This is a genomic window from Caproiciproducens galactitolivorans, assembly GCF_029266045.1.
Classification (GTDB): domain Bacteria; phylum Bacillota; class Clostridia; order Oscillospirales; family Acutalibacteraceae; genus Caproiciproducens; species Caproiciproducens galactitolivorans.
In genome coordinates, this window is record NZ_JAJUFJ010000003.1 from 74,759 (window position 1) to 101,332 (window position 26,574).

General features: G+C 47.0%; 24 protein-coding genes, 1 pseudogene and 1 other annotated feature. Of the genes and pseudogenes, 11 read left to right on the top strand and 14 right to left on the bottom strand.

Annotated features, from left to right (window positions below):
* Positions 1–32: 32 nt before the first annotated feature.
* The 8 genes from P9B68_RS03805 to P9B68_RS03840 form a co-directional block, all read right to left on the bottom strand.
* Entirely contained in the window at positions 33–497 is a 465-nt protein-coding gene (locus P9B68_RS03805; RefSeq protein WP_135659856.1) for a DUF4358 domain-containing protein, read from the bottom strand.
* A gap of 12 nt (positions 498–509) precedes the next feature.
* On the bottom strand, positions 510–1,355 hold the full coding sequence (locus P9B68_RS03810) for a GDSL-type esterase/lipase family protein (protein WP_277668479.1): 846 nt from the start codon (positions 1,353–1,355) through the stop codon (positions 510–512).
* Between the two features lie 183 nt (positions 1,356–1,538).
* A complete protein-coding gene (locus tag P9B68_RS03815) occupies positions 1,539–1,862 on the bottom strand; it encodes a DUF1540 domain-containing protein (protein WP_135659852.1) in 324 nt (107 codons plus the stop codon).
* 50 nt (positions 1,863–1,912) lie between these two features.
* Positions 1,913–2,551, bottom strand: coding sequence for an ECF transporter S component (locus tag P9B68_RS03820; RefSeq protein WP_135659851.1), 639 nt, complete (start codon positions 2,549–2,551; stop codon positions 1,913–1,915).
* A gap of 112 nt (positions 2,552–2,663) precedes the next feature.
* Positions 2,664–4,028, bottom strand: a complete 1,365-nt coding sequence (locus P9B68_RS03825) for an MATE family efflux transporter (RefSeq protein WP_243113002.1) — start codon at positions 4,026–4,028, stop codon at positions 2,664–2,666.
* A 20-nt stretch (positions 4,029–4,048) separates the two neighbouring features.
* A complete protein-coding gene (locus P9B68_RS03830) occupies positions 4,049–4,675 on the bottom strand; it encodes a cytidylate kinase-like family protein (RefSeq protein WP_135659849.1) in 627 nt (208 codons plus the stop codon).
* A 19-nt stretch (positions 4,676–4,694) separates the two neighbouring features.
* Positions 4,695–5,609, bottom strand: a complete 915-nt coding sequence (locus P9B68_RS03835; RefSeq protein WP_135659847.1) for an OmpA/MotB family protein — start codon at positions 5,607–5,609, stop codon at positions 4,695–4,697.
* A gap of 15 nt (positions 5,610–5,624) precedes the next feature.
* A complete protein-coding gene (locus tag P9B68_RS03840; RefSeq protein WP_135659845.1) occupies positions 5,625–6,428 on the bottom strand; it encodes a motility protein A in 804 nt (267 codons plus the stop codon).
* Between the two features lie 258 nt (positions 6,429–6,686).
* Positions 6,687–6,940: a binding site (T-box leader), on the top strand.
* Between the two features lie 140 nt (positions 6,941–7,080).
* Between P9B68_RS03840 and P9B68_RS03845 the strand changes: the two genes are divergently transcribed.
* The 5 genes from P9B68_RS03845 (at position 7,081) to P9B68_RS03865 (ending at position 12,481) form a co-directional block, all read left to right on the top strand.
* On the top strand, positions 7,081–8,091 hold the full coding sequence (locus P9B68_RS03845) for an ABC transporter substrate-binding protein (protein ID WP_243113001.1): 1,011 nt from the start codon (positions 7,081–7,083) through the stop codon (positions 8,089–8,091).
* Between the two features lie 21 nt (positions 8,092–8,112).
* Positions 8,113–9,030, top strand: coding sequence for an ABC transporter permease (locus P9B68_RS03850; protein ID WP_135659841.1), 918 nt, complete (start codon positions 8,113–8,115; stop codon positions 9,028–9,030).
* On the top strand, positions 9,008–9,817 hold the full coding sequence (locus tag P9B68_RS03855) for an ABC transporter ATP-binding protein (RefSeq protein WP_135659839.1): 810 nt from the start codon (positions 9,008–9,010) through the stop codon (positions 9,815–9,817). Before P9B68_RS03850 ends, P9B68_RS03855 begins: the two co-directional genes overlap by 23 nt.
* Positions 9,818–10,263: 446 nt before the next feature.
* Positions 10,264–11,757, top strand: coding sequence for a DUF1538 domain-containing protein (locus tag P9B68_RS03860; protein WP_277668480.1), 1,494 nt, complete (start codon positions 10,264–10,266; stop codon positions 11,755–11,757).
* 16 nt (positions 11,758–11,773) lie between these two features.
* Positions 11,774–12,481 carry a P-II family nitrogen regulator gene (locus tag P9B68_RS03865; RefSeq protein ID WP_243113000.1) on the top strand — a complete coding sequence of 236 codons (708 nt, stop codon included), beginning with the start codon at positions 11,774–11,776 and terminating at the stop codon, positions 12,479–12,481.
* A gap of 171 nt (positions 12,482–12,652) precedes the next feature.
* Here the strand turns inward: P9B68_RS03865 and P9B68_RS03870 are convergent, their stop codons facing one another.
* The gene (locus P9B68_RS03870; RefSeq protein ID WP_277668481.1) at positions 12,653–13,084 is read right to left on the bottom strand and encodes an RrF2 family transcriptional regulator; all 432 of its coding nucleotides are present in this window, start codon (positions 13,082–13,084) and stop codon (positions 12,653–12,655) included.
* On the bottom strand, positions 13,068–13,517 hold the full coding sequence (locus P9B68_RS03875; RefSeq protein WP_135659833.1) for an RrF2 family transcriptional regulator: 450 nt from the start codon (positions 13,515–13,517) through the stop codon (positions 13,068–13,070). Before P9B68_RS03875 ends, P9B68_RS03870 begins: the two co-directional genes overlap by 17 nt.
* A gap of 276 nt (positions 13,518–13,793) precedes the next feature.
* On the opposite strand from P9B68_RS03875, the gene cysK reads away from it, so the two are divergent.
* The 6 genes and pseudogenes from cysK to P9B68_RS03905 form a co-directional block, all read left to right on the top strand.
* Positions 13,794–14,720 (top strand): cysteine synthase A, encoded by a 927-nt coding sequence (cysK, locus tag P9B68_RS03880; protein WP_462675519.1) that lies wholly within the window; start codon positions 13,794–13,796, stop codon positions 14,718–14,720.
* A gap of 366 nt (positions 14,721–15,086) precedes the next feature.
* The gene (locus P9B68_RS03885; protein WP_135659831.1) at positions 15,087–15,779 is read left to right on the top strand and encodes a response regulator transcription factor; all 693 of its coding nucleotides are present in this window, start codon (positions 15,087–15,089) and stop codon (positions 15,777–15,779) included.
* Positions 15,757–17,202 (top strand): sensor histidine kinase, encoded by a 1,446-nt coding sequence (locus P9B68_RS03890; RefSeq protein ID WP_243112999.1) that lies wholly within the window; start codon positions 15,757–15,759, stop codon positions 17,200–17,202. Before P9B68_RS03885 ends, P9B68_RS03890 begins: the two co-directional genes overlap by 23 nt.
* A gap of 60 nt (positions 17,203–17,262) precedes the next feature.
* On the top strand, positions 17,263–18,219 hold the full coding sequence (locus P9B68_RS03895) for an NAD(P)H-dependent glycerol-3-phosphate dehydrogenase (RefSeq protein WP_277668482.1): 957 nt from the start codon (positions 17,263–17,265) through the stop codon (positions 18,217–18,219).
* 108 nt (positions 18,220–18,327) lie between these two features.
* Positions 18,328–19,167 carry an Mrp/NBP35 family ATP-binding protein gene (locus P9B68_RS03900; protein WP_135659827.1) on the top strand — a complete coding sequence of 280 codons (840 nt, stop codon included), beginning with the start codon at positions 18,328–18,330 and terminating at the stop codon, positions 19,165–19,167.
* A 504-nt stretch (positions 19,168–19,671) separates the two neighbouring features.
* Positions 19,672–20,048 (top strand): annotated as a pseudogene (locus P9B68_RS03905) (ATP-binding cassette domain-containing protein); the annotation flags it as partial.
* Between the two features lie 100 nt (positions 20,049–20,148).
* Here the strand turns inward: P9B68_RS03905 and P9B68_RS03910 are convergent.
* The 4 genes from P9B68_RS03910 to P9B68_RS03925 form a co-directional block, all read right to left on the bottom strand.
* Positions 20,149–21,138 carry an inorganic phosphate transporter gene (locus P9B68_RS03910; RefSeq protein ID WP_135659825.1) on the bottom strand — a complete coding sequence of 330 codons (990 nt, stop codon included), beginning with the start codon at positions 21,136–21,138 and terminating at the stop codon, positions 20,149–20,151.
* 266 nt (positions 21,139–21,404) lie between these two features.
* Positions 21,405–22,091, bottom strand: a complete 687-nt coding sequence (gene sigK, locus P9B68_RS03915; RefSeq protein ID WP_135659823.1) for an RNA polymerase sporulation sigma factor SigK — start codon at positions 22,089–22,091, stop codon at positions 21,405–21,407.
* 138 nt (positions 22,092–22,229) lie between these two features.
* Entirely contained in the window at positions 22,230–24,362 is a 2,133-nt protein-coding gene (locus tag P9B68_RS03920; RefSeq protein ID WP_277668483.1) for a coiled-coil domain-containing protein, read from the bottom strand.
* Between the two features lie 19 nt (positions 24,363–24,381).
* The gene (locus P9B68_RS03925) at positions 24,382–26,562 is read right to left on the bottom strand and encodes an efflux RND transporter permease subunit (RefSeq protein ID WP_277668484.1); all 2,181 of its coding nucleotides are present in this window, start codon (positions 26,560–26,562) and stop codon (positions 24,382–24,384) included.
* Positions 26,563–26,574: the final 12 nt, after the last annotated feature.

Here is a 26,574-nt window from a genome sequence, read left to right on the forward strand (position 1 = left end):
GGAAAAGAGATGAGGGGGCATCCCTCATCTCTTTATTTCTTAATAGCATCGTTATAAATCTTGTTCAGTTCCTCATATTGTGGGCTGACAATCATGCTGACGTAATTTCCATTTTGATTTACGCTGCATTTTTTTAACACCGCAAATTCCTCTGGAAGATAATCCTTCATTTCCACTTCCTTCTGCTTGTAACGGGCGTCCAGTTTCTCTTTAATCCGTTTTGCAGCCTCGGCGTCCTTGCCTTCCAAAAAGATAATCTCATCGCCCTTGATACCGGTGGAATCAACGTAGGCGGCAAATTGCTTTACGTCGTCGGGGGATATTCCGTAATTCGGCATTAAATCGTCGGACGTTAAATCCATCATTTCCTGATTTTCTATTTTTGCCTTCATATCCGTCATAACCTTTTTCAAGTCGGCCTGTTTGGTTGAGGCGCCGCAGGCGGCAAGCGATAAGACAATTGCTGCGGCTAGCAGCAGGGATAAGAATTTCTTCATTGTTCTTCACTCCTATTTTACGACGTGGGTTAAAATATAATCGATCCAGACCTGGCACGCTTTGTCGGTAAAGTGGATGCCCAGATCGTCCGGGTCGCTGCAGTATTCCTTCGGCAGATTGCCTTCCTTGTCGCGCATTACGGAAGCAACATCGATAAAATAATATCCCCTCTGCTTGCACAGCTCCTTTAATTTATTGTCGTAAGCCACAAGGTTGGAATTGTTCAGGTTCTTCATCTGCCGTTCCTTCAGAATCGGAGTTGCGGACTGTACGAAGATTTTTGTGTCCGGAGATTTTGCTTTGATTTTCTCTAGCAGCTTTGCCATATTCTCCGCGGATTTGTCAACTCCGTACAGGCCTAAATCGTTGGCTCCCAGCATAATATAGACTTTCTTGGCACCCATTGCGGCAACGCTGTCCTCTAAAAGAGCTTTTTTGCCGTTGTAGGACGGATGAATCGAATCGCTTTTCAGCGGTTTGAGGGCGTTCCCGCTACCCATGCTGCCCGCCGCAAGGAACTGGGCCTTGCCAAAATACCCCGGGTTGGATTTCCGTTTTATCGTAACATAATTTTTTAGTTTCAAGGTGACGGAATCACCGATAAATACCGCGTCATCAAGGTAGCTTTCTTCGACTTTTTCGCTTTGCGCTTCAGAGCCGGCGGAATTGTGGAAAGAGGAAGTTTGCTGTGAAATTTCCTGCTCTGAACTTACCGTGGAGGAAACGCTTTGCGGAGCGGAAGAGCTGCCCTCTGGCTTTGCGCCCCCGCTTGTGTTATTCTGCTTACAGCCGCTGAGAAGAAGTGAGCAGACGGCAAGCAGGGCAAGACTGGATTTTGTGATCGTATTCTTATTCATATCGTACCTTCTATCTGCTTTCTCATCGTACAAATTCGCTTATTTAGTATAGCATAGGTTCAATACAATCACAACAATTCTTACAAAATTGAATTCATTTCCTTTCGGCTTCTTTTCTTTTTTTGCATAAGAAAAGAGCGGTAACACCGCTCTCTCCTTGGTTCGGAAATATTCTTTTATACACTATTTGCTTTCAAAGGTTCCGCATTGCGTATAGGATTGCGAATGTGGGATTTCCGATTCGGCATCAATATTGATATGTTCCGCAGAGCATCTTTCCTCATGATTGTATTTGCAATTTTCCGCTTCGCAGTAGATTTCTAGCGAAGTGTTGGGCAATACGGTTCCAACGGCGTTCTGTGCGCTGTCCGTGGCATCCGAAAAAGAGGCGCAGCTGGTTTGCCGGGGATCGTTTGCGCTTCGGCCGCTGACCTGAATATCCGGACGGCAGCAATACCGGTCTTTATTGTTTATACAGTTCATTACATCGCAGGACAGATATGTCATAATAGCACCTTCTTTGTTCGTTTGCACTATTATGCTTCTCTTTCCTGATTTTATTCAAACGTATGGATCATATGCTTTTGAATTGGGCAGCAGATGGCGTAAGCCGCTGCGCCGCCAACGACCGCTTCCGGAATGCCGCTTGTTAAAACCGTAAGCCCGATAATCCCAAGCAGAAGGTGATAGCTTACGTTCAGGGCATCCGCATAGCTTTGGCCAAAGAAGACGTAGATACCGCCCAGTACCAGAAACGTATTCGTCAGGCTGCCGAACACGCCGCTTAATCCGTAGGCAACGATATTCTTCCATTTCAGCTTCGTAAATAGGCGGAAACACGCTCCCGTTACAACACCGACCAGAATACGGGGAATAAAACAGATTGCAAGGCTCCAATAGTTCCGGACGGCTGGCCCGACGCTGTAAAACGGGGTAAACACAAAAGCCAAAGGGCTTGGCGGGGTAAAAGTCCAGACGCAAAAACTGAACAAGCCGGCGAAAAAGCCCATCAACGTTCCTGCACCGGTTCCCAGCAGAATTGCCGTAATAATGACTGGCACCATCCCAAGGGTGGCCACAATCGGTCCGAATGCCGGAAGCGAGCCAAGGGGGGTAAAGCACACAATTGCTTCAATGGCAAGCAGAATTGCGAATTGGGCTAAAAACAAAGTCTTTTTGTTGATTAAAACTTTCATAGCGCCCTCCTGTTAATAATTTAACAATGAAGTTATTTTCTATAATATAAAACAGGAATCAAAATTTATATTTACAATTTGGAATTAAAAGAGGGCTTTTTCTTCTTAAAATTCAATTCTTGTGGTCAGATACAATACTTTTCCTCTTCCATTTCCCGAATCGATAATAGGGATAGGAAATAAGGATCCCTGCGGCCCATCCGATTGCGTAGGAAAAATAGATTTGTTCTTTACCAAAATGGTAGGCAATCAGGTAGGCGGCCGGCACTCTGACGAACCAAAGGGAGACAAAGGTAGAAATCATAGGAATCACCATTTCCCCCGCGCCGCGCAGTACGGCGTTCAGAACGAATAAAATCGCCAACACAAAGAAAAATGGCAGCACGCAGTGCAGATACGCAACACCCGCGCTGATAACCTCTGGTTTAGGGTTAAACATCCGCATAATCGAAGCGCTGAGTGGATAAACGATGGCGCTGATCGCAATGCTGGAACCAACCGCCAGAACGAGACCTGCCTTGGTACCAGACTTTATACGCTCAATCTTAGAAGCGCCGATGTTTTGCCCAACATAGGTTGTAACAGCGGTTGAAAAACTCAGAATAGGCATGAAAGCAAAGGTGTCGACTTTATTTGCGCCGTTAAAGCCCGCCATAAAGGAAGAGCCGTAGGAATTGACCAATGTCTGCATGACCATAATCCCAATGGAAAATAGTGCCTGCTGTATTCCCGAGGGGATGCCGAGCTTAATCGCCTTTTGAAACAGTTCCTTGTGGAATTTGTGTTTCAGCGGGTTGATATGGATGAATGAGAAATGCCGGTTGATAAAGGTAATCCCGAAAACCCAGGAACAGAACTGGGCGATAATCGTGGCCAACGCTACGCCGAATACGCCCCAGCCGAAAACGACGGTGAATGAAAGGTCGAGCACAATATTAATGATGGTTGCGACCAACAAAAACAGCAGGGAAGTCCGGCTGTCGCCGAGTCCCTGTAAAATGCCGGCGTTAATGTTGTATCCCAGGTTACCGATTATGCCGGCAAAGATCACAACCAAATATACTTTGGCCATTGCGAGGGTTCCGTCGTCGGGGACGTTCATTAATCTCAGAAGTGGCTCACTGAATAAAATACCCATGATGGTCAGTGGAACCGTTCCGACCATCATGGCTATATAAATTGTATTGACTGTATTTTGAATGTTTTTAAAGTCCTTCGCTCCGTAATACTGGGAAATCATAATGGTAGAGCCGATTCCAAGCCCAATAAACAGGGAACTCAGCATAAAGATGATCGGGAAGCCGGTGCCGACAGCCGCTAGGGCTTTTTCCCCGACGAAATTGCCGACGACAATGCTGTCGACCATATTGTAAAGCTGCTCGAATATGTTTCCCAACAAAAGCGGGATAGAAAATGCAAATAAAAGCTTATATGGATTTCCGAATGTCATATCCGTAGCGCCGGATAGTTTTTTCACAGAATGATACTCCTTTCGATTTACATACCTTCTTTCATAGCAGCAGCCATGCGAATTAATTCGACTGCCCCGCTGATCCCTGTTGCCGAGGAATCAAGGGTAAGGTGGTAGTTTTCAAGATTTCCCCATTTTTTGTTGGTATAGAAATTATAGTAGTTCGCACGCTGTTTATCCATCTTTGAAAGAATATCGGCTGCTTTTCCCGGATCGGTATGATATTCCTGCACAATTCTTTCCATACGGCTCAGCTTATCCGCATGGATAAACACATTGAATACGTGTTCCATATCTTTCAGCACATAATCGGCACATCGGCCGACGATAACGCAGGGACCGGCTTTTGCTGCCTTTTTCATAATATCCGCTTGAATAAAAAACAGCATGTCGTTTAGTGGCATGCCGCCAATGGGTGAAACAGTACTTGCGAAAGGGAAACTGCCCATCAGGAGGGAATACAATAGACTCCCAGTCGCTTTTTCGTCCGCCTTTTCGAATACGGTTTCACTAATCCCGCATTCTTTTGCGGCCAGAGCGATCAATTCTTTGTCATAAAAAGGAATGTTCAGTTCATTTGCCAGCTTTTGGCCAATTTCACGGCCGCCGCTGCCGTATTGCCGTGCGATTGTGTAAATTGTTCTGGATTCCATTGTAATCCCCCGCTTTCATTTATTTTGTACTGCTTGTGCCGGTGCTGGCCGAAGCCGCGCTGCTTGTTGCTGCGCGGCTGGTACCTGTGTTGGAAACAGCACCGTTTGATGCGCCGGATGCTGCGGAAGAGCTGCTTGGAGCAACCGCATTGCCTGCTGTGGAACTGGTTCCATTTTTGTTGGAAGGATATTTGACGATGGTGATTTCAACACGACGGTTTTTGGCCCGGCCTTCCGGCGTATGATTGGAAGCAATTGGGGAGAAGTGGGCAAATCCCTGAATAGACAGCTTATCTTGCTGAAGCCCGTAGCTGACAAAATAATTCATTACGGTAATGGCGCGTTCTGTCGATAACCTCCAGGACACTTGGTCGCTGGCTACGGTATGCTCGCCTACGTCGGCGGTATGGCCGCTGATCGTGATATAATCCACACGGTCATAAACTTTGGCGATCGCTTTTTCAATCTCCAGCAGGATCGGTTCGCTTGAAGGCAGCATTGTGGGGCTGTCCGGCTTAAACATCAGCGTATCCTTCAAATGAATTTTGACGTATGTATCGGAATTGACAAGCCCTACGGAATTGTCAAGGTTATTTTTATCCACATAATCCTGAAGAATATGGTAAACCTCATCAAGCGCGTCCTCGTTGACTGCGGTGCCTTTACCGGAACCTTGCTTGCCGGTCCCGGTTCCATTTCCGGTGCCGGTGCCCGTCCCCGTGCCTGTTCCCTTTGCGTTGCTTAAACTGCTTGCAGTACCCATGGTGACGCCGAAATTTTCCGCCATCTGCGCTACTTTTTTTGCGTCGATGGTACTCATGGAATAGAGAATAATAAACAAAGCAAGTAGGAGAGTGATCATATCAGAATAAGTAAGGAGCCATCTTTCACTATTTTCTTCAGCTTCGGGCTCTTCTTTTCGTTTTTTAGCCATGAATTCCCCTCCAGATTATTTTTGAATTCCTTCTTTATACAGCTTGTCGCCTTTCGGAAATGCCTGATAGTATGCGGAAAGTTTGTTTTCAATGCCGCGCGATGCTTCGCCGCGGGCGATCATGCAGATTCCCTCCATCATCATTTCCCGGATAATCATCTGGCGCTTCAATGTGTTTTTCAAACGGTTGGCAAACGGCATATAAATCAGGTTCGCGAAAACAACGCCGTATAATGTAGCAATAAACGCAACACCAATTGAGGCAACCAGCTGTTCCGCGTCCGTCATGTGGGACAGAACCTGTACCAGTCCCATAACCGTACCGATAACGCCAAGGGTAGGCGAATAACCGGCTGCGCTGACCCAAACGGAGACCTCGATTTGCTTTTTCGCGTTAAACGTACTGATATTGGATTCTAGTGCTTCGTGGATTTCGTCGGCGTTTTTCATATCCAGCGCAAGAACCATACCTTCTTTTAATACAGTATATTCATCCTTATCCAGATCGGGGTCGTTAATTAATTCCTGCAATTTCAAAATACCGCCCTGGCGGCAAGTATCCGCCATACTCGTAATTTTTTGGATAACCTCGGTTGGATTGCCGGAAGATTTATTTGAAAAGGTTCCAAGAACCGCTTTAAAAGAAGCAGCAAGATCCGAAAGATTGTAGGATAGGATTGTTGCACCCGCTGTTCCGCCGAAAACAATTAAAGCCGGGCTGAGCAAAAACAGGGAAGCCAAAACGCCATGTTCCAATGTATAACCAACAATCAAGCATCCGAAAGCTACGACAAGTCCTAAAATTACTGAAATATCCACAAACATACCTCCGATATTGCATTGAACGTTTTCGTTCGGAATGATTAAATTGGATTTACGTAGTTACATAAATCGACACATTACAAACACCTAATTTTTATATCGACAGGATTGTTTGAATCTGTAGGAATTAATAAAAATTTCTTAAAATATAATATCAATGAAATTAATAAGGGAATGTTACAATATTCTTCATAAAAAACGAGTTTGTCTTGACAATTTTTTTCAAGCAGCATATAATAATTTAAAAATAATACATAGAAACCGATGATTAAGAGTAGTAAACCGGTATTTTGTTCGCAAAGAGAGCCGTAGATGGTGGGATTGCGGCGGAGCATGACCGGTGGAATGGACTTATGAGGGCAAAACGAAAAGCGGTTGAGCCGCCGAGTAGCTTTTGACGGGAACTTCACCCGTTATCAAGGAAGCATACATGATTGTGTATGGAAAAAGCGGGCGTGTTTAACGCCAATTTGGGTGGTACCGCAGGAGTGAATGCTCTTGTCCCTGTTTAGCAGGGGCAAGGGCTTTTTTATTTCCAATTTCAGGTCAAGGAGTGGCGATTATGCGTTTATTTAACAAGCGATGGCGGGGCTGTCATTTTTAAAATCCATTTTCATCAAAATAACTTTACATGCGGGGAGAAATTGATATGAAAAATGCAATGAAAAGAATATTGGCGGTATTTACGGCAGTTTCTGTAATGGCGGCGCTGGCTGCCTGTTCATCCGGTTCGGCAGGTTCTGCCGATGGGAAAACGGATGGCCCGAAAAAATATAAAATCGGCGTGATCCAGTATGCGACGCACCCTTCGCTGGATAACTGCTATACAGGCTTTCAGCAGGGGCTTGAAGAAGCCGGGCTGAAAGACCATACGATTGATTTTCAAAACGCGCAGGGGGACAATGCGAATGGTGACCTGATTGCAAAGAATATGGTTTCTAAGAAGTACGACTTAATCGTGGGCATTGCAACGCCGGCGGCCATGTCCGCATACAGCGCGGCAAGAAGCGCGAATATCCCGGTTGTGTTCACCGCGGTTTCCGATCCGGTTGCGGCTGGTATTGTGAAATCCAACGAAAAGCCCGGAGGAAACTGTACGGGCACATCCGATGTTCTGCCTCTTGAACAGCAGATTAAAATGATCCGTGCGTTTTTGCCCGTCGCAAAGAAAATCGGGATTCTGTACACGACAAGCGAGCCGAATTCCGTTTCCCAGTTAGCGAAGTTTAAAGCGCTTGCACCGAAATACAATTTTGAGGTTGTGGATATCGGTGTGACAAATGCTTCCGAAGTTGCTGCCGCTGCGGCTTCCATTGTTTCAAAGGGGGTTGACTGCATCAATAACTTCACCGACAACAATGTGGTGGATAACCTGTCCACCGTTCTGCAGGTTGCGGACGGCGCGAAAATTCCCGTTTTCGGTTCCGAAGAGGAGCAGGTGAAAAACGGGTGCCTTGCATCGCAGAGCATCGATTATGTTGCGCTTGGAAAGGTAACCGGAAAGATGGCGGCGGATATTCTGACGGGAAGGGCAAAAGCTTCCGATACCCCGGTATATATGGTGAAGGACTGCACCCCGGTATACAACAAAGCGGTTATGGAGAAGCTTCAATTGAAGTTGCCGGAAGAATACGCAACGGCCGCCGCGGTAACGAAATAATAGAAAGCTGGGGAACACAAGATGGATATCCTACTCGGCCTGCTTGTAAATGTGCTGCAGGAAGGCTTTATTTACGGCATTATGGCCATTGGCGTTTATATTACCTATAAGGTGCTGGATTTCCCCGATCTGTCGGTTGACAGTACCTTCCCGCTCGGTTCCTGCATTGCCGCCGTGCTGATTACCGCCGGCGTTGACCCGTGGCTTTCCTGTCTAGCAGCCTTCGGCTGCGGCGCAATCGCGGGCTGTGTCACCGGATTGCTGCATGTAAAGCTGAAAATAACGGATCTGCTTTCGGGTATTCTGGTGATGACCGGACTGCTGAGCGTCAATCTGGTGATTTTGGACGGAAAAGCGGTCATGCCTTTTTATAACAAGGACACCATTTTTAATTCCGGATTTTTCGGTACCGTTGCCGGAAACCTTTCCGCCGATTTCCGGGTATTGGTAATCGTAGCAGGAACCTGCATCCTTGTCAAGCTTCTGCTGGATGTATATTTGAAAACGAAATCCGGCCTTTTACTCCGCGCGGCGGGCGATAATGCGCAGTATGTTATTTCGCTCGGGAAAAATCCCGGTACAATGAAAATTATCGGGTTGGCCATCGGCAATGGCTGCACAGCGCTTGCCGGCTGCATTTTGAGCCAGCAGACAGAGACCGCGAATGTGGCGAGCGGGAAGGGTATGGTCGTTATGGCGCTTGCTTCCGTTATCATTGGCACCAGTCTTCTCCGTAAAGCTAAATTCATCAAAGCGACGACCGCTGTCATAATCGGTTCCATCCTGTATAAAGCCTGCCTGACGATTGCCATGCAGCTTGGAATGCCGACAAACTACCTCAACTTTTTAATGGCGGTCATACTTACGGTTGTGCTGGTTTTCAATAAGGTTTTTGCGGGAAGGGGGAAGAATTCGAATGTCAACCCAACACAAATCTGATACGATGGCGGACTATGTGGCGATGCGCCGAATCTGTAAAACCTTTAACCGCGATTCCCTGAATGAAATCCGGCTGTTCCAAAATTTTAATCTGGAAATCCCCAAGGGGCAGTTTGTGGCTGTTATCGGGAGCAACGGTTCCGGGAAAACAACCATTTTGAATATCCTCTGCGGCAGCGTTCCCATCGACAGCGGCTCCGTATCCGTTAATGGGAAAGAAATCAGCAGATTGCCGGAACATCAGCATTCCGAATTTATCGGGCGCGTGTTTCAGGATCCTTCCAAGGGAACCTGCCCACAGTTAACGATCCTGGAAAATATGGCCCTTGCGGACAATAAAGGGACGCGTTTCGGTTTGCATTTCGGCATTAACAGGAAGCGTATCCCTTACTACCGTTCACAGCTGGAGCTTTTAAAGCTCGGCTTGGAGGATAAACTGAATCTGCCGGTTTCCAGTCTTTCCGGCGGGCAGCGGCAGGCGCTCGCTCTGTTGATTTCCACGATGACGCCGATTGACCTTTTGATTCTGGATGAACACACAGCGGCGCTGGACCCCCGTTCCAGCGAAAATGTTATGGAGCTGACGCAGCGTATTGTCGGCGAGAAAAAATTGACGGTGCTTATGGTTACACATAATCTGAAATACGCCATACGCTATGGCGACAGGCTCATTATGATGCATCGGGGCGGGATTGTTCTTGACGCAGCCGGGGAAGAGAAGGTCGCTTTACAAACGAAGGATTTAACGGAGAAATTTAATGAAATCAGTCTGGAAGACGGAAATTAATAAAGAAGGTTTGCTTTCAGGTTTTTAAATCCGAAAAAATAACGGCATAGCGGATCATCGTTTATTTGTATGAACCGGCTATGCCGTTTTTGGTTCTTGCCGGATGTGGAAGTCAATGGTATTCACGCAAAAATACGGTGTGCGGTGAAAGGTGTTTTATCTTTGTTTACAAATTTTCATCTCAATATGTTATAATATTTGTAATTCCTGTTGGAGGCAGATACAGCCGTTGGCAGCCACCCCTTTGCATAGCTTAAAAAGCAAGCAAAATGTAGTACAAATATTGTCACAGGACTAAAAAAGCAAAGATATCTCATGTTTCCTAGGAACATTGAAAGGATCTGCAACGTTATGCTTGCAGGGCGGATGACTTTTGAAGTTTGTCCAGCGTAAATTTCAGCGAATGGCAGCGTAGTAGAATATTTTAACGTTTAAGAGGTGATGATTTGAACGAGTTAACTGGAAAATTTCGAGAAGTGCTGACGTCCGTATTACCGATTACATGTATTGTTTTGTTACTCCATTTTACTGTAAGCCCATTAGAAGCGAATATGCTATACGCTTTTCTCATTGGTTCCGCTCTGGTAATTATCGGTTTGACGATATTCCTGTTCGGAATTGATCAGGGGCTGGAACCCATTGGGCATGGCATTGGCAATGCCATTACGCAATCCAACAGCTACGCCGTATTGGTTACTGTCAGCTTGATTTTAGGTTTTTTTATTTCCTGTGCAGAGCCGGATATACATATTCTTGCGAAACAGGTGGACAGCGTAACTTCCGGTCAGTTTAAGAAAGACCTGATGGTATTTGCTGTTTCTGTTGGAATTGGGACGATGATGACTCTTGGAATGCTGCGCATCCTTAGGAATATCCGGCTGAAATTTGTGTTTACTTGCGCATATGCCCTAATTTTTCTCCTGTCATTGTTCTCATCGCCGGATTTTCTGGCCATCGCATTTGATGCTTCCGGGGCTACGACGGGCGCGATTACCGTTCCCTTTATGTTGGCATTGGCTGCCGGCGTTTCCGCTATGAAAAAAGACAGTAAACTGAGTGAAGCCGACAGTTTCGGTTTGGTGGGTATTTCTTCGGCAGGCGCAATCTTCGGCGTTTTAATTGCCGGCCTTTTTCTTGAAGGCGAGAAACTGAACGGCTCTTTGCCGGAAGCGGAAATAACGCACGGTAATCTTTTGGAGGCGTATGGTTCCAAACTGTTTCACATTGCATGGGAGTCCTTCTTGACATTGCTGCCGATTATTATTGCATATATCATATTTCAGGTGTTTTTCTTTAAAGACAGAAAACGTGAGGTAATCGATATTTTCCGGGGCTTAGTCTTGACTTTTTTAGGACTTGTGGTATTTTTATTGGGTGTGAATGGCGGGTTTATGGAAGTAGGCACGCAGTTGGGAATACGGCTTGCTTCGATGGACTCAAACATTCCGGTTCTCCTTATAGCTTTGCTGCTCGGGCTTACTACTGTCTTGGCCGAACCGGCTGTCCATGTCTTAACCTATCAGGTGGAGGACGTCACCGGCGGGTCAGTCAAACGCAATTTGGTTCTCATATTCTTGTCTGTGGCAGTAGGCTTGTCAATCTTTATGTCTGCTTTGAGGATTCTCATACCCAGTATCCAGTTATGGATGTATTTGCTTCCTGGATTTGGCCTCGCCGTAATATTGGCTTACTTTATACCTGACTTATTTGTGGGTATGGCATATGATACAGGCGGCGTTGCTTCCGGACCGATGACGGCCACTTTCTCCCTTGCCTTTGTCCAGGGGGTTGCTGCACAAGTTCCGACGGCCGATGTGGTGGTAGATGGCTTTGGTATGATAGCAATTGTTGCAATGATGCCGATTCTAGCAATCGAACTGCTTGGCGCACTTTATCAGGCAAAATCGCGCAAGGCATCTGATTCTGCTTTAAATGAATGATCGACAGGAGGTAATCATGGATAAGCAAATGGAGGAACAGGCTGTCCAACAACCGTTTCTGCTGATGACACTCATCCTAAGTGAACATCAATGCCAGAAATTTGTCCGTATTGCCAAAATGAAAGAGATGCACGACGGGATAATACTGCTTGGCAAAGGCACGGTAAAAAGTCCTACTTTAAATTTGTTTGGCATAAAGAGCCAGAAAAAGGAAATTGTTAATATCCTCATTGTGAAAGAAAAAGCAATAGAGACACTAGATTTTTTTACCAAAGAGCTCCAGCTTGATGAACCCGGTCATGGAATTATCTATACGATGCCTGTAACAGTCGCGAGCCAGATAATTAACAATAAGCAGGGCACTTGGAATATAGTGCAAGGTATGGAGGAAGAGAGTATGTTCAAAAAACTGACGGTAGTTGTCAATCGCGGCATGGCGAACGATGTAATGGATATTGCACGCAAATTAGGTGTCAAGGGCGGTACAATCCTGCATGGTCGGGGAACCGGTTCGAACTTCGCTACCAAATTGCTCGGCATGGAAATAGAACCGGAGAAGGAATTGGTTATAATTCTTATGCCAAGCGAGTTAATCGATAAAGTAGTGGATCATTTGTTTCAAGAGCTTCACATGAACCTTCCCGGAAATGGGATTTTGTTTGTGGAACCGGTTTTGGATGTCCGGGGACTTTTTGATATGCATTGCAACAATAAGGATGGCTAAGGATTCAATTATCTTATTCATAAGTGTAAAAAAATGGAAAGACTGCACCGAAGGTTTTGTCTCTCGGTGCAGTCTTTCCTTTTGTGCCCCTTGCGCCTCCGCTTGAAGCGGGATGGTTAAAACCGTCTTGCTTTCGTAAATCCCCAAGCCCTGCTCATCTGGCGCGTTTTTTTATAATGCGGAGCAGTCTTCGGACAGGCGGCTGTTTTCAATATTTTTGATTACATCCGCCATGGTGGTTCCTGTCAGCACTTCGTTTACATTTTTGTCGATGACGTCCCAGACGTTTTTGTTCAAGAAGCTTCGTATTTTCGTTGTTGGCCCGAATTTGTCGTACACGGACATGTCCCCCTCCAAAACCGTCATGATTTCGTAGAGGGTGATTTCATCCGCCGGTTTTGCAAGCATGTAACCGCCCTGCGCGCCGGCAATGCCGATCACCAGGCCCGCGCGCTTTAAATAGGAAAAGATGCTTTCCAGGTAATTCAGCGATAAATCTTGGCGCTCGGATATGCCGGCAAGCGACGCGCAGCCCCCGTTGCTGTTGACTGCCAAATCGATCATGGCGCGCAGGCCGTATCTTCCTTTAGTGGATATCTTCATTTTCCGCACCGTCGCTTTCCTTCATAAACTGGTCTTTCAGCATTTCCAGCGTCTGTTTGTCCGCTGTTTTTGCAATTGCATCTGAAATCCGGATCCAAACGTACCGGCTTATGCAGTTTGAGCGGGCCTTGCTTTTACAGGAGGACAAATTGGCCACGCAGGAAACCGGTACAAGATCCCCGTCGATTGCGCGGATGATCCTGCCGACCGTAATTTCGTTTTCCGGATACCCCAAAGTGAAGCCGCCCTTTGCACCGCGTACCGTTGATACCAGGCCGGCTTTTTTTAAGGTGAAAAATATTTGTTCCATATATGCCGGGGATACGGCTGTACCGGCGGCTATTTCTTTCACAGTAAGCAGACGGTCCTTTCCGTAAACCGCCATATACAGCATCCCTTCAAGCGCGTAACGACTTTTCGTAGATAACTTCATAGGTTTTCTCTCCTTACAATTCCTTATCTTAGCAGCCTTCCGGAATCCTTGCAATATAAAGTTAAGTTTTCCTATTGACTTTATTATATATAAAGCGTATACTAATTGCAAGATAAATATATTACTAAATTGGTAGGATTTATAATGAATTGGAAGGCGAGCTCGTGAAAAGGCTACATTTCTTAAGAGCCAACCGGAATATTTATTGTTGCGGCTTGTAAAGCTCCATGATGAAATACTATAATAAGAAATAGATTGATTGAAGGAGAGACCATTATGGCTATTGCGAAGAATTTGACGGAACTGATTGGCAATACCCCTCTTTTAGAGCTGACAAATTATGAAAAGGCGGAAAACCTGGAAGCAAACGTTGTGGGAAAGCTGGAATATTTTAATCCCCTTTCCTCCGTTAAGGATCGGGTCGGCTACGCGCTGATTAAAGACGCGGAAGAAAAAGGGGTTATCAATAAGGATACGACCATCATCGAGCCGACCAGCGGCAATACCGGCGTGGGACTTGCGTTTGTCGCGGCGGCGAGAGGGTACCGCATTATTCTGACCATGCCTGAAACGATGAGCCTTGAGCGCCGCAGGCTGGTTTCTGCGCTGGGTGCGGAGCTTGTGCTGACGGAAGGGGCGAAGGGAATGAGGGGCGCGATTGAAAAGGCAAACGAGCTTGCCAAGGAAATCCCGAATTCCTATATTCCCGGCCAGTTTGTGAACCCCGCCAATCCGGCGGTGCACCGCGCAACGACCGGGCAGGAAATCTGGCGCGATACCGACGGGAAGGTCGACATTTTTGTCGCGGGAATCGGTACGGGAGGTACGGTTACCGGCGTTGGTGAGGCGCTCAAAGCGCACAATCCGAATGTGAAGGTCGTCGGCGTTGAGCCGGCCAGCTCTCCGGTTATTACCGAGGGAAAATCCGGCCCGCATAGCATTCAGGGAATTGGCGCGGGTTTTGTCCCGGATATTCTGAACACCGATGTCCTGGACGAAGTGATTCCCGTAGCGAATGAGGACGCGTTTTCCACTACGAAAAAACTTGCGGCACGCGAGGGCCTTTTGGTGGGCATTTCCGCGGGCGCGGCTGTATTTGCCGCAACCCAGCTTGCACAACGTCCGGAAAACAAGGGAAAGCTGATTGTGGCGCTCCTGCCGGATACCGGCGAGCGTTATCTTTCTACCGGTGTGTTCGACTAACAGTATCCTATCCAGCTCGGAGCCCTGGCAGAGAAATCTGCCGGGGCTTTTCCGCATGTTTTAGCAGGTATTCGTCCCTGTACGGTTTCCAGTACAGTATATTATTGCGCAGAAACCCTCCCATACTTCTGTGTGGCGTGATACTTAGTCCGGAATAGTGTAGACTTGTGCGCTTTTCGAATTGAAAAGAATTGATTTATGGGCGCGTAGTTGCGTTTCAGGGCACTTCATAAAAATTATACATTTATATAACATTTAAGCACTATTCCGGAAAGCAGAATGTATGTTAAAATACAATTGCAAAATTATCACAGTACTTTCACTTTGCCGGTTTAAAATAACATTACCATGCAGGGGGAATTGGTCATGTATCATATTCTTATTGTAGACGATGAGGGAAAAATAAGGGAGCTTATTAAAAAATATGCGGTTTTTGAAGGACATTCCGTAGCGGAAGCGAGCAACGGGGAAGAAGCGGTTGCCCTTTGCCGGGAGCGTCCGGAGGTGTATGATATTGTGCTGATGGATATCATGATGCCGGTTTTGGACGGATTTTCCGCGGTAAAAGAAATCCGCGAATTTTCTTCTGTTCCGGTGCTTATGCTGAGTGCGCGCGGTGAGGAATACGATAAGATACGGGGCTTTGAGCTTGGAATAGACGATTATGTCGTAAAGCCCTTTTCCCCGAAGGAGCTGATGCTTCGGATTAACGCGATTATCAAGCGCACCAACCAGGAGAAAAACGGAACGCAGAAGGATATCCGGCGCTTTGGAGGCCTTACCATTGATTTTACAGGGCGCATCGTGACGGTTGATGGGGAAAAGGTGGATCTTTCCCCAAAGGAATACGATTTGCTCTTTTATCTTGTGGACAATAATGGGATTGCCCTGACAAGGGAAAAGCTGATTACAAATGTGTGGGGCTACGATTTTTACGGCGACGACCGCACGTTGGACACTCACATTAAGCTTCTGCGGAAAAGCCTGAAGGATTACAGCCGTTATATTGTGACGCTTAGAGGGGTGGGATACCGATTTGAAGCTGAGGGAACAGTTTAGGCGGATTAGCATTAAATGGCGGATTTTCGCCTGTTTTGCGGGTTTTACACTCATTATGCTGATTCTGCTCTGGGTGTTTCAGGTGGTCTTTCTCGACCGGTTTTATCAGTTTATTAAGATTAACGAGGTGAAATCGACCGCGCAGACCATTGTGAAACATGTTGATTCTGAGGATTTTGAATCAACGCTGCAGTCTATTTCACAGGGAAATCAGGTCGCCATCCTGATCTGCGACGAATACGGGAATATATCTTATTACCAAGATATTATGCCCGCCAGCCTGATCAGCCGCCTGAATCCGCTCAGCCTTTCTCAAATCTTTTCTGCAACAACGGAGGAAGGAGGAATTTTTTTTCGGCAATTTTCAAGGGAAGACATGGCGCCGGACGGTATACACCAGATTGGCCCAAGAGGGGGAATCCAGAATATTATTTACTCCCGGATTGTGGAGAAAGCGAATGGAAGCAGGGTTATGATTCTTCTCAGTACGTCAATTTCCCCGGTCAGCGCCACCGTCAATACACTACGTATCCAATTGTTTTGTATTACGGTTTTCATGCTGGTTTTATCGCTTCTGCTTGCGCTGTTCCTTTCAAAATGGATTTCAAAGCCGATTATCAATATCAATGCGTCCGCCAAGATGCTTGGAAGTGGAAAGTATGATACGGTTTTCGATGAAACCGGATATAAAGAAATTTCCGAGCTCGGGCACACTTTGAATTACGCCGCGAGGGAGCTTTCCCGGACGGAGGAGCTTCGCCGCGATTTGATTGCGAATATTTCCCATGACCTTCGAACGCCGCTGACTATGATTAAGGGCTACGGGGAGGTTATGCGCGATCTGCCGGGCGAAAATACGCCGGAAAATGTACAGATTATTATTGATGAGGCAACCCGCCTTGCTTCTCTGGTCAGCGACGTGTTGGATATTTCGAAGCTGCAGTCCGGCACGGAGCCGCTCAGCCGCGCGGATTTCAACCTGACCGAAAGCATCCGCGTGATTCTTCAGCGGTATTCCAAGCTGACGGATTACCATATTTCCTTCCATGCGGACCGGGACATCTACGTGAACGCGGACGAACTGAAAATTTCACAGGTTGTGTACAATCTGGTAAATAACGCGATTACCTACACCGGGGCGGATAAGATCGTGGAAATTACTCAAACGGTTTCAAACGGCAAAGTACGGATTTCTGTTCGGGATACCGGCGATGGGATACCTCCGGACAAGATTAATGATATATGGGAGCGTTATTACAAGGTCGATAAAGAACATAAGCGCGCGCAGATCGGTACCGGCCTTGGCCTTTCGATTGTAAAGACGATTTTGGACATGCACGGGGGTGCTTATGGCGTACAGAGCGAAGAAGGAAAAGGAAGTCTATTCTGGTTTGAATTGGACGCCATGGAATTGTCCGATTGACGGAAATTTTTCCTATTTTGGCAATCGTATGGTATACTATTGGAAAACGGAGGGGATAACATGAATATAACCGTAATCGGCTGCGGAAGATGGGGCAGCTTTATCGCATGGTATCTTGACAGGTTGAATCATACAATCACGCTTTACGGACATGAAAATTCCAGTAAGCTGCAGGCATTTTTAGAGCAGCGCACAAATGGCATGGTAACCTTGGGCGAAGGAATCCTGCTTACTAGTGATTTGGAAAAAGCAGTTGCATTTGCGGAGATCCTAGTGATATCGATCGGGGCGCAGGGCTTTCGCGGCCTTATGCGGGAACTGGCCGCGATGGACTTAGGTGGAAAAACGATCGTGCTGTGCATGAAGGGGCTGGAAGCGGATACGGGAAAGCGCTTGACGCAGATTGCACAGGAATATGCCCCTAAGGTTCCGTCCGCCATATGGGTAGGGCCGGGGCATGTTCAGAATTTTGTCCGTGGAATCCCGAATTGCATGGTGATCGACAGCGTTAGTATGGAGATTAAGGAATACCTTGTGAAGGCGTTTTCCAGCGACCTGATTCGCTTTTATTACGGTACGGATTTGATCGGCAACGAGGTGGGCGCGGCGGCGAAAAATGTCATTGGAATTGCCGGGGGTATGCTGGACGGCCTGAACCGCACGGCATTGAAGGGCGCTTTGATGTCCCGCGGGACAAGGGAGATTGCCCGTCTGATCCAAGCGATGGGCGGAAACGAAATCACCGCGTACGGTTTAAGTCATCTGGGCGACTATGAAGCGACCGTATTTTCGGAATACAGCCACAACCGGAAATTCGGCGAGCTGTTCGTAAAAGGAAAGGACTACGGCGAATTGGCGGAGGGCGTCGCGACCACAACCGCCCTTTTAAAGCTGGGGCAGGAATACAACGTGGAGCTCCCGATCTGCCGCGCGGTTTATTCCGTCATCCATGAGGGAAGGGAACCGAAAACCGTTCTTTCCGATCTCTTTCTTCGCAGCCTGAAAATGGAGTTTTGATACAGGACCAAACAATAAGTTTGACAAAACAAACATATAAATTTACAATAGGAAGAGTTTGATTAAGAAGTGCTGCGGAAACCGCAGTAATGGAAAAGGACTGATTCGATGAGTGAAGAAAATTGCACGCATAACTGTGATTCCTGCGGCGAAAATTGCCCTTCCCGCAAGGTTAACCCCGCTGATTTTATTGAGAAACCGAATCCGATGAGTAAAATTCACAAAGTAATCGGCGTAGTAAGCGGGAAAGGCGGCGTGGGGAAAAGTATGGTAACCTCCATGCTTGCGGTTTTGCTGAACCGCCGCGGAAACCATACGGCCATTCTTGACGCGGATGTTACCGGACCCTCCATCCCGAAGGCTTTCGGGCTAAAGCAAAAGGCGATGGGCAGCGAATTCGGCCTGCTACCGGTAAAGACCAATACGGGAATCGACGTTATGTCTGTAAACCTGCTTCTGGAGGATGAAACGGCACCGGTTGTCTGGCGCGGCCCGGTGATTGCCAATACCGTCAAGCAGTTCTGGACGGACGTGATCTGGACGGATGTGGATTATCTGTTTGTTGATATGCCCCCGGGAACCGGGGACGTTCCGCTTACCGTGTTCCAGTCCATCCCGCTGGACGGCATTGTCATTGTCACTTCTCCGCAGGAGCTGGTTTCCATGATTGTTGCCAAAGCGGTGAATATGGCGAAAATGATGAACGTGCCGATTATTGGCATCGTTGAAAACATGAGCTATGTAAAGTGCCCGGACTGCGGAAAAGCCATCCCGGTTTTCGGTGAGAGCCATGTTGATGAGATCGCGGCAAAATTCGGGCTGAAAGTGCTTTGCAAATGCCCGATTGACCCGGAACTGGCAAAAAACTGCGATGTGGGACTTGCCGAGCTTGCCAACGCTCCCTGGCTGGAAGCGGCTGCGGACGTAGTGGAAAAACACAATAAGTAATGCTGAAAATAAGGGCTGCCCCGATCATGGCGATCGGGGCAGCCCTTTTGTTGCCCGGATTTTTACCGCTTCCGGGAGCCGGAAATCTCGTTCATAAACCGCTAGGAATTGGAAAAGATGGGGATAGTGATTTTTGGAAAGGAACAACGATATGGCAAAGCTCGCAAAGTATTTGAAGCCTATATTGCCGCCATGCTGCTGTCCATCCTTTTTCTTTCCGTAGAGGCGGTCATCGACCTGAACCTGCCGAACATGTCGAAAATTGTAAACGTCGGTATACAGCAGGGCGGCATTGAACAGTCCGCGCCCGAGGCAGTCAGCACCAAAGGTTTTTCCTTTATGCAGATTTTTATGACGGATGCACAGAAGAAAGCCATGGAGGACGGTTATCAACTTGTTTCGGCAAAGGGTTCCGCGGCGGAAAAAGAAGAGTATATTCAAAAATACCCTCTTCTGAAAACGGATGATATTTATGTTCGCAGCGATTTTGACCCGCAGACGGATCATTTCGTCCGGACACTTTCGGACGGGTATGATATGATTTTAAACGAAGAAATCAGCAATGTATCACAGGGGCAGAAACAGTTGCTGACGATAGCCCGCGTGATACTGGCAAACCCCCAGATTCTGATTTTGGACAAAGCGACCGGCAGCGTGGACACCCGCACAGAAATCCTGATTCAAAAGGCCATGGATAACCTGATGCGGGGTCGCACCAGCTTTGTCATTGTCACCGCCTTTCCGCAATCCGTAATGCGGATTTGATCCTTGTCATGCAAGACGGCGATATTGTAGAACAGGGAAAACATGAGGAGTTGATGCGGAAAAACGGTTTTTACGCCAGGCTGTACAATAGCCAGTTTGATACGGCGGTGCTGTAAAGGTAAATCCGCAGAATCACCCAAAGCGGAGGATACGGCTCGGTTATGGCGGAAAATGAAAAAGGAGCGCTTCGAAAACGAAACGCTCCCGTATATTTTATTATAATAGCCGGAAAAGGAAGGTGAACGCCGCGCCGAGCAGTATGGTTGCGGGGATTGTGATAAACCAGGTGGCGACGATATCCTTCGCCGTTGCCCATCTTACAGCGGAGAAGCGCTTAGAGGAACCCACGCCCATGATGGAGGAAGAAATCACATGGGTTGTGCTTACAGGCGCGCCTAACGAGGTCATCACCTGAATGACAGCCGCCGCCGAGGTTTCGGCTGCAAAGCCTTCTACGGGCTGAAGCTTAATCATATTCATGCCGACGGTTTTAATAATCCGCCAGCCGCCAAGCGACGTCCCAAGGGCCATGGATAGGGCGCAGACCAGTTTTACCGGAAGCGGAATACCGTCGCTTGCTTTAATAAAGCCGCCGCTGACTAACGCCAGCGTAATAATGCCCATTGTTTTCTGCGCGTCATTGCTTCCATGCGAAAAGGCCATCAATGCCGCAGAGCCGATCTGAAGCTTGGAAAACCATTTATTCACAAAACGCTCAGACGAATTCCTCAGAAGAAAATATAATAATTTCATGGCAAAAAATCCGATTACAAAGCCAATGAAAGGGGAAGTGAAGAGCGGGATAATCACTTTGTCCAAAATATTCATCCAGTTCACAACCCGAAGGTCGCCGGTCACCACGACGGCCGAACCGATCAGGCTGCCAATCAGCGCGTGGGAGGAACTGCTCGGTAGTGCGATATACCATGTAATCAGGTTCCAGACAATTGCGCCGCACAGGGCGGAAGCAATGACGTACTGCTCCAAATGCACGTTTACAATACCGGACGCAATGGTGTTTGCGACGTTTACGCTGATCAGCGCGCCAACAAAATTGAGCGAAGCCGACATAAGGGTAGCGGTGCGCGGGGTTAAAACACGCGTAGAAACGGATGTCGCAATCGAATTTGCAGTATCGTGAAACCCGTTAATGAAGTCAAAGACAATTGCGAGAAGAATTACTACAACCAGTATGACACTTACCATTTTTGAACGATCCCTTCAATGTCCAGCACAAAATCGGAAACTCGACAAATTTAGACACCGAATAGTAAGTATACTTTTTTAAAAGGCATATGTCAAGAAAGTGAAGGAATAATGCGATTTATTTCGCAAAATCCTTCAACCTTGCCGAATTTTTCTTACTTGCCGAGACAGCGGCATAAAAATGCATTGCGGGAAAAGCCGCCGGCTGATTCCGCAATGCATCGGGGGAGATATGACTTTATAGAGTGGGTTTTTGCTTTATGTATTTATTTTGTGAACCGTTTGTACAATGCGCAGAGTGATTTTTTTTCAATCCTTGAGACGTATGAGCGCGAAATCCCCAGTCTTTGCGCCACTTCCCTTTGTGTTAAAGGCTTGTGTCCGGTCAGTCCGTAGCGAAGCTCGATAATAAGCCGCTCGCGTGGAGAAAGGACTTCACGTATATAACGTTTTAGCTGTTCGGATTTAATTTTACAGTCCAAGTTTTCAAGAATATTGTCTTCTGTGGCCATAACGTCTATTAAAGTCAGCGTGTTGCCGTCTTTATCTGTATCGATTGGTTCGTTGATAGAAATATCCTGTGCGGTTTTGCGCGAGGAACGAAAAAACATCAGCACTTCGTTTTCAATGCATCTGGCCGCGTAACTGGAAAGCCGGATCCCCTTGCTGCTGTCGAAGGTATTTACAGCCTTAATCAGCCCAATTGTGCCAATCGATATTAAATCGTCCTGGTCATTGAAATTCGCGTAGTATTTTTTAATAATATGGGCGACAAGCCGAAGATTGTGTTCAATCAGCTTGTTTTTGGCTTGCAAGTCCCCGTTTTTCATGCGTTCCAGGCATTCGCGCTCCTCCTGTGCGGTGAGCGGCCGCGGGAAAGAACCGGAACCGGTAACATGAAGAATCAGAAACAACAAGCCGGAAATTGCAAAACCTAGAACGGCACCGAACATACAGCCACTCCTTTATAGTGTTGTTTTGCCATTATATGCCCTTTGCGCCTGTCTGTTGCACGTCCTTAAAGGAACAAAACCCGATAAGGCAGCGGCAAACTACATTTTGTAGTTTGCCGCTGCCCTTCTTGTACAAATCTATTCATCAGAGAATACAGAGGTGAGAGCGTCCCAAAGCTTTATAAACAGATTTTTGATTCGATCCAGTACGCTCATATCATTCTCTGATTTTTCCAGATCCCCGTTCTCTCCATTGTTGTCGTCCAAACTGATTTCTTGCGTCCGTAGAACAATTTGGACGCTGGAGGGCGCCGGGTTTTTTGGAGAGGTAAAGGAAATCGGTTTCGCTTGTGAATCAAGATTCAGGAGATTATTATCATCCTCGAATTTATCAATTTCCTTGTCGATGGCGTCATGAATTTTATTGTTTGCGTCCCGAATGGTCGGGGCGTTCCCAATTCCGTCCAGGCTTTGCTCCAATACACTAATCAGGCCGTTCAAGGTTTTGCGTGTGCCGTCGTCCAGTTTATTTCCGCTTAACCGCACCATGGATTCCAGCGAAGCCAGGAAAGCGTGGGAGTCCGCTATTCCGTTTGTCAGGCTTTGCAACAGGTTTTGTGCGTCTTTTAGTGCGTTCACCGAATCGTCTTTGTACTGGTTCAAGGTGGTGTTTAATGTATTGATATTATCAACTAAGGATTCTGCTATCGCAAGAAGATTTTTCAAATCTGCGCCCGCATTATTCGCATGCTTTAGCAAATCGTCGGCGTCACTAATGCCTTGGTCGACTAAGCTTAAATACGAATTCACCATGTCGACGGTATCATCGCCTGTTTTTAGTAATGCATCCGATTTTCCCAATACCTCGCTGAGTTTATTGACCAAAGGGGTTGTTTCGTCGGAAACTTTTTGCAGGGATTCAAGCGTGCTTTTCGAAGTGCTTAAAACGCTCATTATGCTGGAGTCTCCGTAGTATTTGGAAACGTCTACGTTCCCGAGGGCGTCTTTTAAGCTCAGCGCATTTTTTTGCAGCGTGGCAGCGTCCTTTTGTATGGCGGGAAGAACGGCTTTTAGTTGATCGGCTTGTAATTTTGCAGCTTTTAAGTCGGAGGTCAGATCATTCGTTACTTTATCGCGCTTGCTGGCTGTACCGCTTACGTCATCCAGGTTATCACGAATGTCCTTCACATCGCTCCGAATGGAGCTGATCGAGCTGGACAGGGAACTGAGAGCGGATTTCGAGGAATTCAGCGTCTGGACAAGGGAATTCACATCGTTGTTTACATCCAGTACGAGCTGCTGTCCTTTTTGAAGATGGGGAACGAGCGCGCTGGTATTATTCGCAATCTTGGTTAAGTCCTCAAGGGATTTGTCTGCGTAGTTATAGACGTTTCCTTTGGAGGAACTGATGATGCCGCGGGCGCTGTCCAGCGAGCTTGCACCGGATTGCAGTTGGTTCAGCCCGGTTGTCATGCCTTCCATTGTCCCAAGAATTTCGTTTGTGCTGATATGTATTGCATCTAGTGAGCTTTTAAACGTGTCCTTATCCTCTTTCAGGTCTTTGATATCCTTTAACTGCTCGAGCGTGCCGGGAATCATCAGCATGAAAACGCCCGTTGTTTCAAAGCTGTTTGTGCCAATTCGGATGGTAAAGTCGTTTTCTTCCCCGGGCAGGCCTGCAAATAACACGGCTTTATAGTCGCCAAGGGACTGTAGCTGTGCGCCGGGTGCTTCCACGCTTAGTGTATCCTTCATTTTCACCAGCATGCCTACCTGCAAAAGAAAGTTGTTCTTGTAATAGTCAGCCACATTTTTATTCGGAGTGGCTTTTACATTGATTTCAACCGTTCCGGAGGCACCGGCCAGCTTTTTTGCGTCGGCAGGGACGCCGTTCAGCTTATATGACACATCAAAATTCCAAGGTATGCTAACCGTGCCGTTCTTTGGTGTGCATTGATAATAAAATCTGCCGGTCATGCCCTTCGGAAGATTCCAGCTTACGGAATCCCCGGACAAGGTCGGTTTCGCTTCCGTGGACATATTGACCACATTACTGTAACTGCCGTAGTCAGTAAACTGATTGTTCCCGTTTAAGCTGCATCCTTTCACAATTTCCACATCTTGTGTTTTTCCGTAGTAATCCAAATTTACATAAACTGCCTCATCCGTGGTAACAACTGGGGCTGCTGCCTGAGCGGAAGTAGGCACAATCGGTATTAGGACTGCGACGGAAAGAAAACCTGCTAAAACTCTTTGTAATTTCGTTTTCATGGTGATTCCTCCCTGATTATTATACGGACTGCCCGTTATGGGCGTTCAAAAACGGTATTTTAGAATTGAAATTTTGCCGCAGAACTTTTTGCTTTGCTTCTTTCTTTTCGCGCAGGCGATCCATCCGCTCCATGTGCTTTTTAATCGGTTTGTCAAAGATATAGAGCAATGCCGGAAGCACAGTAATAACCAACGTGAAACCGCACATTGTTCCTCTTCCGATCAGATGGCCGATGTCCCCGATTGCGCTGATGGAGGAAGTAAAATAAAGAATATAACCGACCATCGTAAGGATGGTTGCGGAGGTTAGAAGCGGCGGCGTGGTGGTGGCAATCGCATCAATCGTCGCCTCTTTCCGGCCAAGCCGCTGCCTGCTTTCCAGGAAGTTGTTCGTCATCAGAATAGCGTAGTCGACCGTGGCTCCCAACTGAATACAGCTTACAATGACGTATCCCATAAAGATCAGCCGGTTTCCTGTCAGATAAGGGAACAGCATATTAATGAAGATGGCAATTTCGATTGGAATAAGGATTATGACCGGAAGCAGCAGGGATTTAAAGGTAATCATAACAACGATAGCAACGGACAGCAGGGACAGCGCGTCAACAAAGTCGTAGTCGCTCGTGATCGTTGTTTTGATATCCTGTGTGAATGGCGTGGTACCAACCACATAGGAATCCTTCGGGTAATATTTTTTTACGATGGACTGGATCTGGTCAGAACATTGGAAACCCAGTTTACTTTCATCTTTTGTTTTTATGTACATCAGGATCCTTGCATAGTTCTTTGTGTGAAGCTCGCTGGTGATACTCTCCGGAATAATGCTTTCCGGAAGGCCGTCCGGCAGTTTATCCGCTAAGGAAGTGATGCTCTTTGTATATTTCAGATTATCCAGTTCATTGACAAGCTTTTTTTCCGTTACCCGGGACGTATTGGGAACAATAAGCAGCAGCATGTTGCTTCGGCCGAATTGCTTGTTGATGAGCTGTTCGTCCTCATACACCTTCGTACCCATGCCGGCGCCGACGGCCTGGCTTCCGTAAACGAAGTCGGTCATTCCCTTTCCTACGTAGGCCGGATAAGCGACCAGCAATGCTATCGCAACAAAGACGAAGCGTCCCTTGAATACGCCCTTGGCAAATTTGTCGAATGGAGGGAGGAAGGGGCGGTGCGCGGTTTTTTCAATTAATCCGGCCCAGCGGATAATCAGGGACGGCATGAGAAACAGGACGGTGGCGACGCTGCAGAAAATGCCCTTTGCCAGAACGACGCCCATATCAAAGCCGATCGAGAATTTCATCAGGGCTAGAGCGATAAATCCGAAGAAGGTTGCGACGCCGCAGGCTAAAATGGATTTCGCGGAATGTCGGATAGCAACTGCGATGGCATCTTCCAGGCTCATGCCCTTTTGCCTTTCTGCTGTAAAGGAATGGATTAAGAAGATTGAGTAGTCCATGGCGACGGCCAGTTGCAGAACAGGACCGACGCTGGAGGTAAGGAAGGATATTTCCCCTAGAAAAATATTGGTTCCCATGTTGATAATTATGGCGATCCCCATGATGAGCAGGAACAGAATGGGTTCAAACCAGGATGTGGTTGTTAGAAGCAGCGTGATGAGGATTAGGATTACGCAGATTACGGTAGCCTTTTTTACTTCTATATTCAGGTTTTCACTAAGTGATTTATTTTGTACAGCCGCACCTATGAAATGACCCTTGTCGCCGGTGATAGCCTTGATTTTGTCAATTGCCTTTGAAGTCTTTTTGCTGGTATCGCCCTCGTCAAAGGTAATATCCATAACGGAATAGCCGTTTTTGTAATATTCGTCGATATCCTTGTTATCGATAAATTGGCCGGACTGGTAAATATCCTTTTTTGTATCGGCCCAAACGACCATATCCACACCGTCGACCGCTTCAATGCGGTCCTTGTAGGCCTTTGCCTGATACAGCGTCACATTGTCGATCATGACTCGCGCTGTTCCCGGATACCCGAATTCCTTTTTCATTACGCTGATTCCCTTTTGCGAAGGTGTGGTATCCGGCAGGTATTTTGTTAAGTCATAGTTAATTCCGACAAAACTGTTCAGAAAAGCGCTGATAATTACCAAGACGATGAAAAATCTTTCGATATGTTTCCGCTTGTTAATAATAAAATCGACAATAGAATGCGATTGCTTCTTTGAGTCCTGTAGTTTCATTCGTGCCGCGCT

Excerpts from the sequence above, each read along its gene's own strand:
- P9B68_RS03815 (WP_135659852.1), bottom strand. The coding sequence starts at position 1,862 with ATGACATATCTGTCCTGCGATGTAATGAACTGTATAAACAATAAAGAC.
- sigK (WP_135659823.1), bottom strand. The coding sequence starts at position 22,091 with ATGTTCGGTGCCGTTCTAGGTTTTGCAATTTCCGGCTTGTTGTTTCTG.
- P9B68_RS03925 (WP_277668484.1), bottom strand. The coding sequence starts at position 26,562 with ATGAAACTACAGGACTCAAAGAAGCAATCGCATTCTATTGTCGATTTT.
- P9B68_RS03865 (WP_243113000.1), top strand. The coding sequence starts at position 11,774 with ATGGATAAGCAAATGGAGGAACAGGCTGTCCAACAACCGTTTCTGCTG.
- cysK (WP_462675519.1), top strand. The coding sequence starts at position 13,794 with ATGGCTATTGCGAAGAATTTGACGGAACTGATTGGCAATACCCCTCTT.
- P9B68_RS03895 (WP_277668482.1), top strand. The coding sequence starts at position 17,263 with ATGAATATAACCGTAATCGGCTGCGGAAGATGGGGCAGCTTTATCGCA.
- P9B68_RS03820 (WP_135659851.1), bottom strand. The coding sequence starts at position 2,551 with ATGAAAGTTTTAATCAACAAAAAGACTTTGTTTTTAGCCCAATTCGCA.
- P9B68_RS03835 (WP_135659847.1), bottom strand. The coding sequence starts at position 5,609 with ATGGCTAAAAAACGAAAAGAAGAGCCCGAAGCTGAAGAAAATAGTGAA.
- P9B68_RS03850 (WP_135659841.1), top strand. The coding sequence starts at position 8,113 with ATGGATATCCTACTCGGCCTGCTTGTAAATGTGCTGCAGGAAGGCTTT.
- P9B68_RS03910 (WP_135659825.1), bottom strand. The coding sequence starts at position 21,138 with ATGGTAAGTGTCATACTGGTTGTAGTAATTCTTCTCGCAATTGTCTTT.
- P9B68_RS03805 (WP_135659856.1), bottom strand. The coding sequence starts at position 497 with ATGAAGAAATTCTTATCCCTGCTGCTAGCCGCAGCAATTGTCTTATCG.
- P9B68_RS03875 (WP_135659833.1), bottom strand. The coding sequence starts at position 13,517 with ATGAAGTTATCTACGAAAAGTCGTTACGCGCTTGAAGGGATGCTGTAT.
- P9B68_RS03830 (WP_135659849.1), bottom strand. The coding sequence starts at position 4,675 with ATGGAATCCAGAACAATTTACACAATCGCACGGCAATACGGCAGCGGC.
- P9B68_RS03885 (WP_135659831.1), top strand. The coding sequence starts at position 15,087 with ATGTATCATATTCTTATTGTAGACGATGAGGGAAAAATAAGGGAGCTT.
- P9B68_RS03810 (WP_277668479.1), bottom strand. The coding sequence starts at position 1,355 with ATGAATAAGAATACGATCACAAAATCCAGTCTTGCCCTGCTTGCCGTC.
- P9B68_RS03870 (WP_277668481.1), bottom strand. The coding sequence starts at position 13,084 with ATGAAGATATCCACTAAAGGAAGATACGGCCTGCGCGCCATGATCGAT.
- P9B68_RS03900 (WP_135659827.1), top strand. The coding sequence starts at position 18,328 with ATGAGTGAAGAAAATTGCACGCATAACTGTGATTCCTGCGGCGAAAAT.
- P9B68_RS03920 (WP_277668483.1), bottom strand. The coding sequence starts at position 24,362 with ATGAAAACGAAATTACAAAGAGTTTTAGCAGGTTTTCTTTCCGTCGCA.
- P9B68_RS03855 (WP_135659839.1), top strand. The coding sequence starts at position 9,008 with ATGTCAACCCAACACAAATCTGATACGATGGCGGACTATGTGGCGATG.
- P9B68_RS03845 (WP_243113001.1), top strand. The coding sequence starts at position 7,081 with ATGAAAAATGCAATGAAAAGAATATTGGCGGTATTTACGGCAGTTTCT.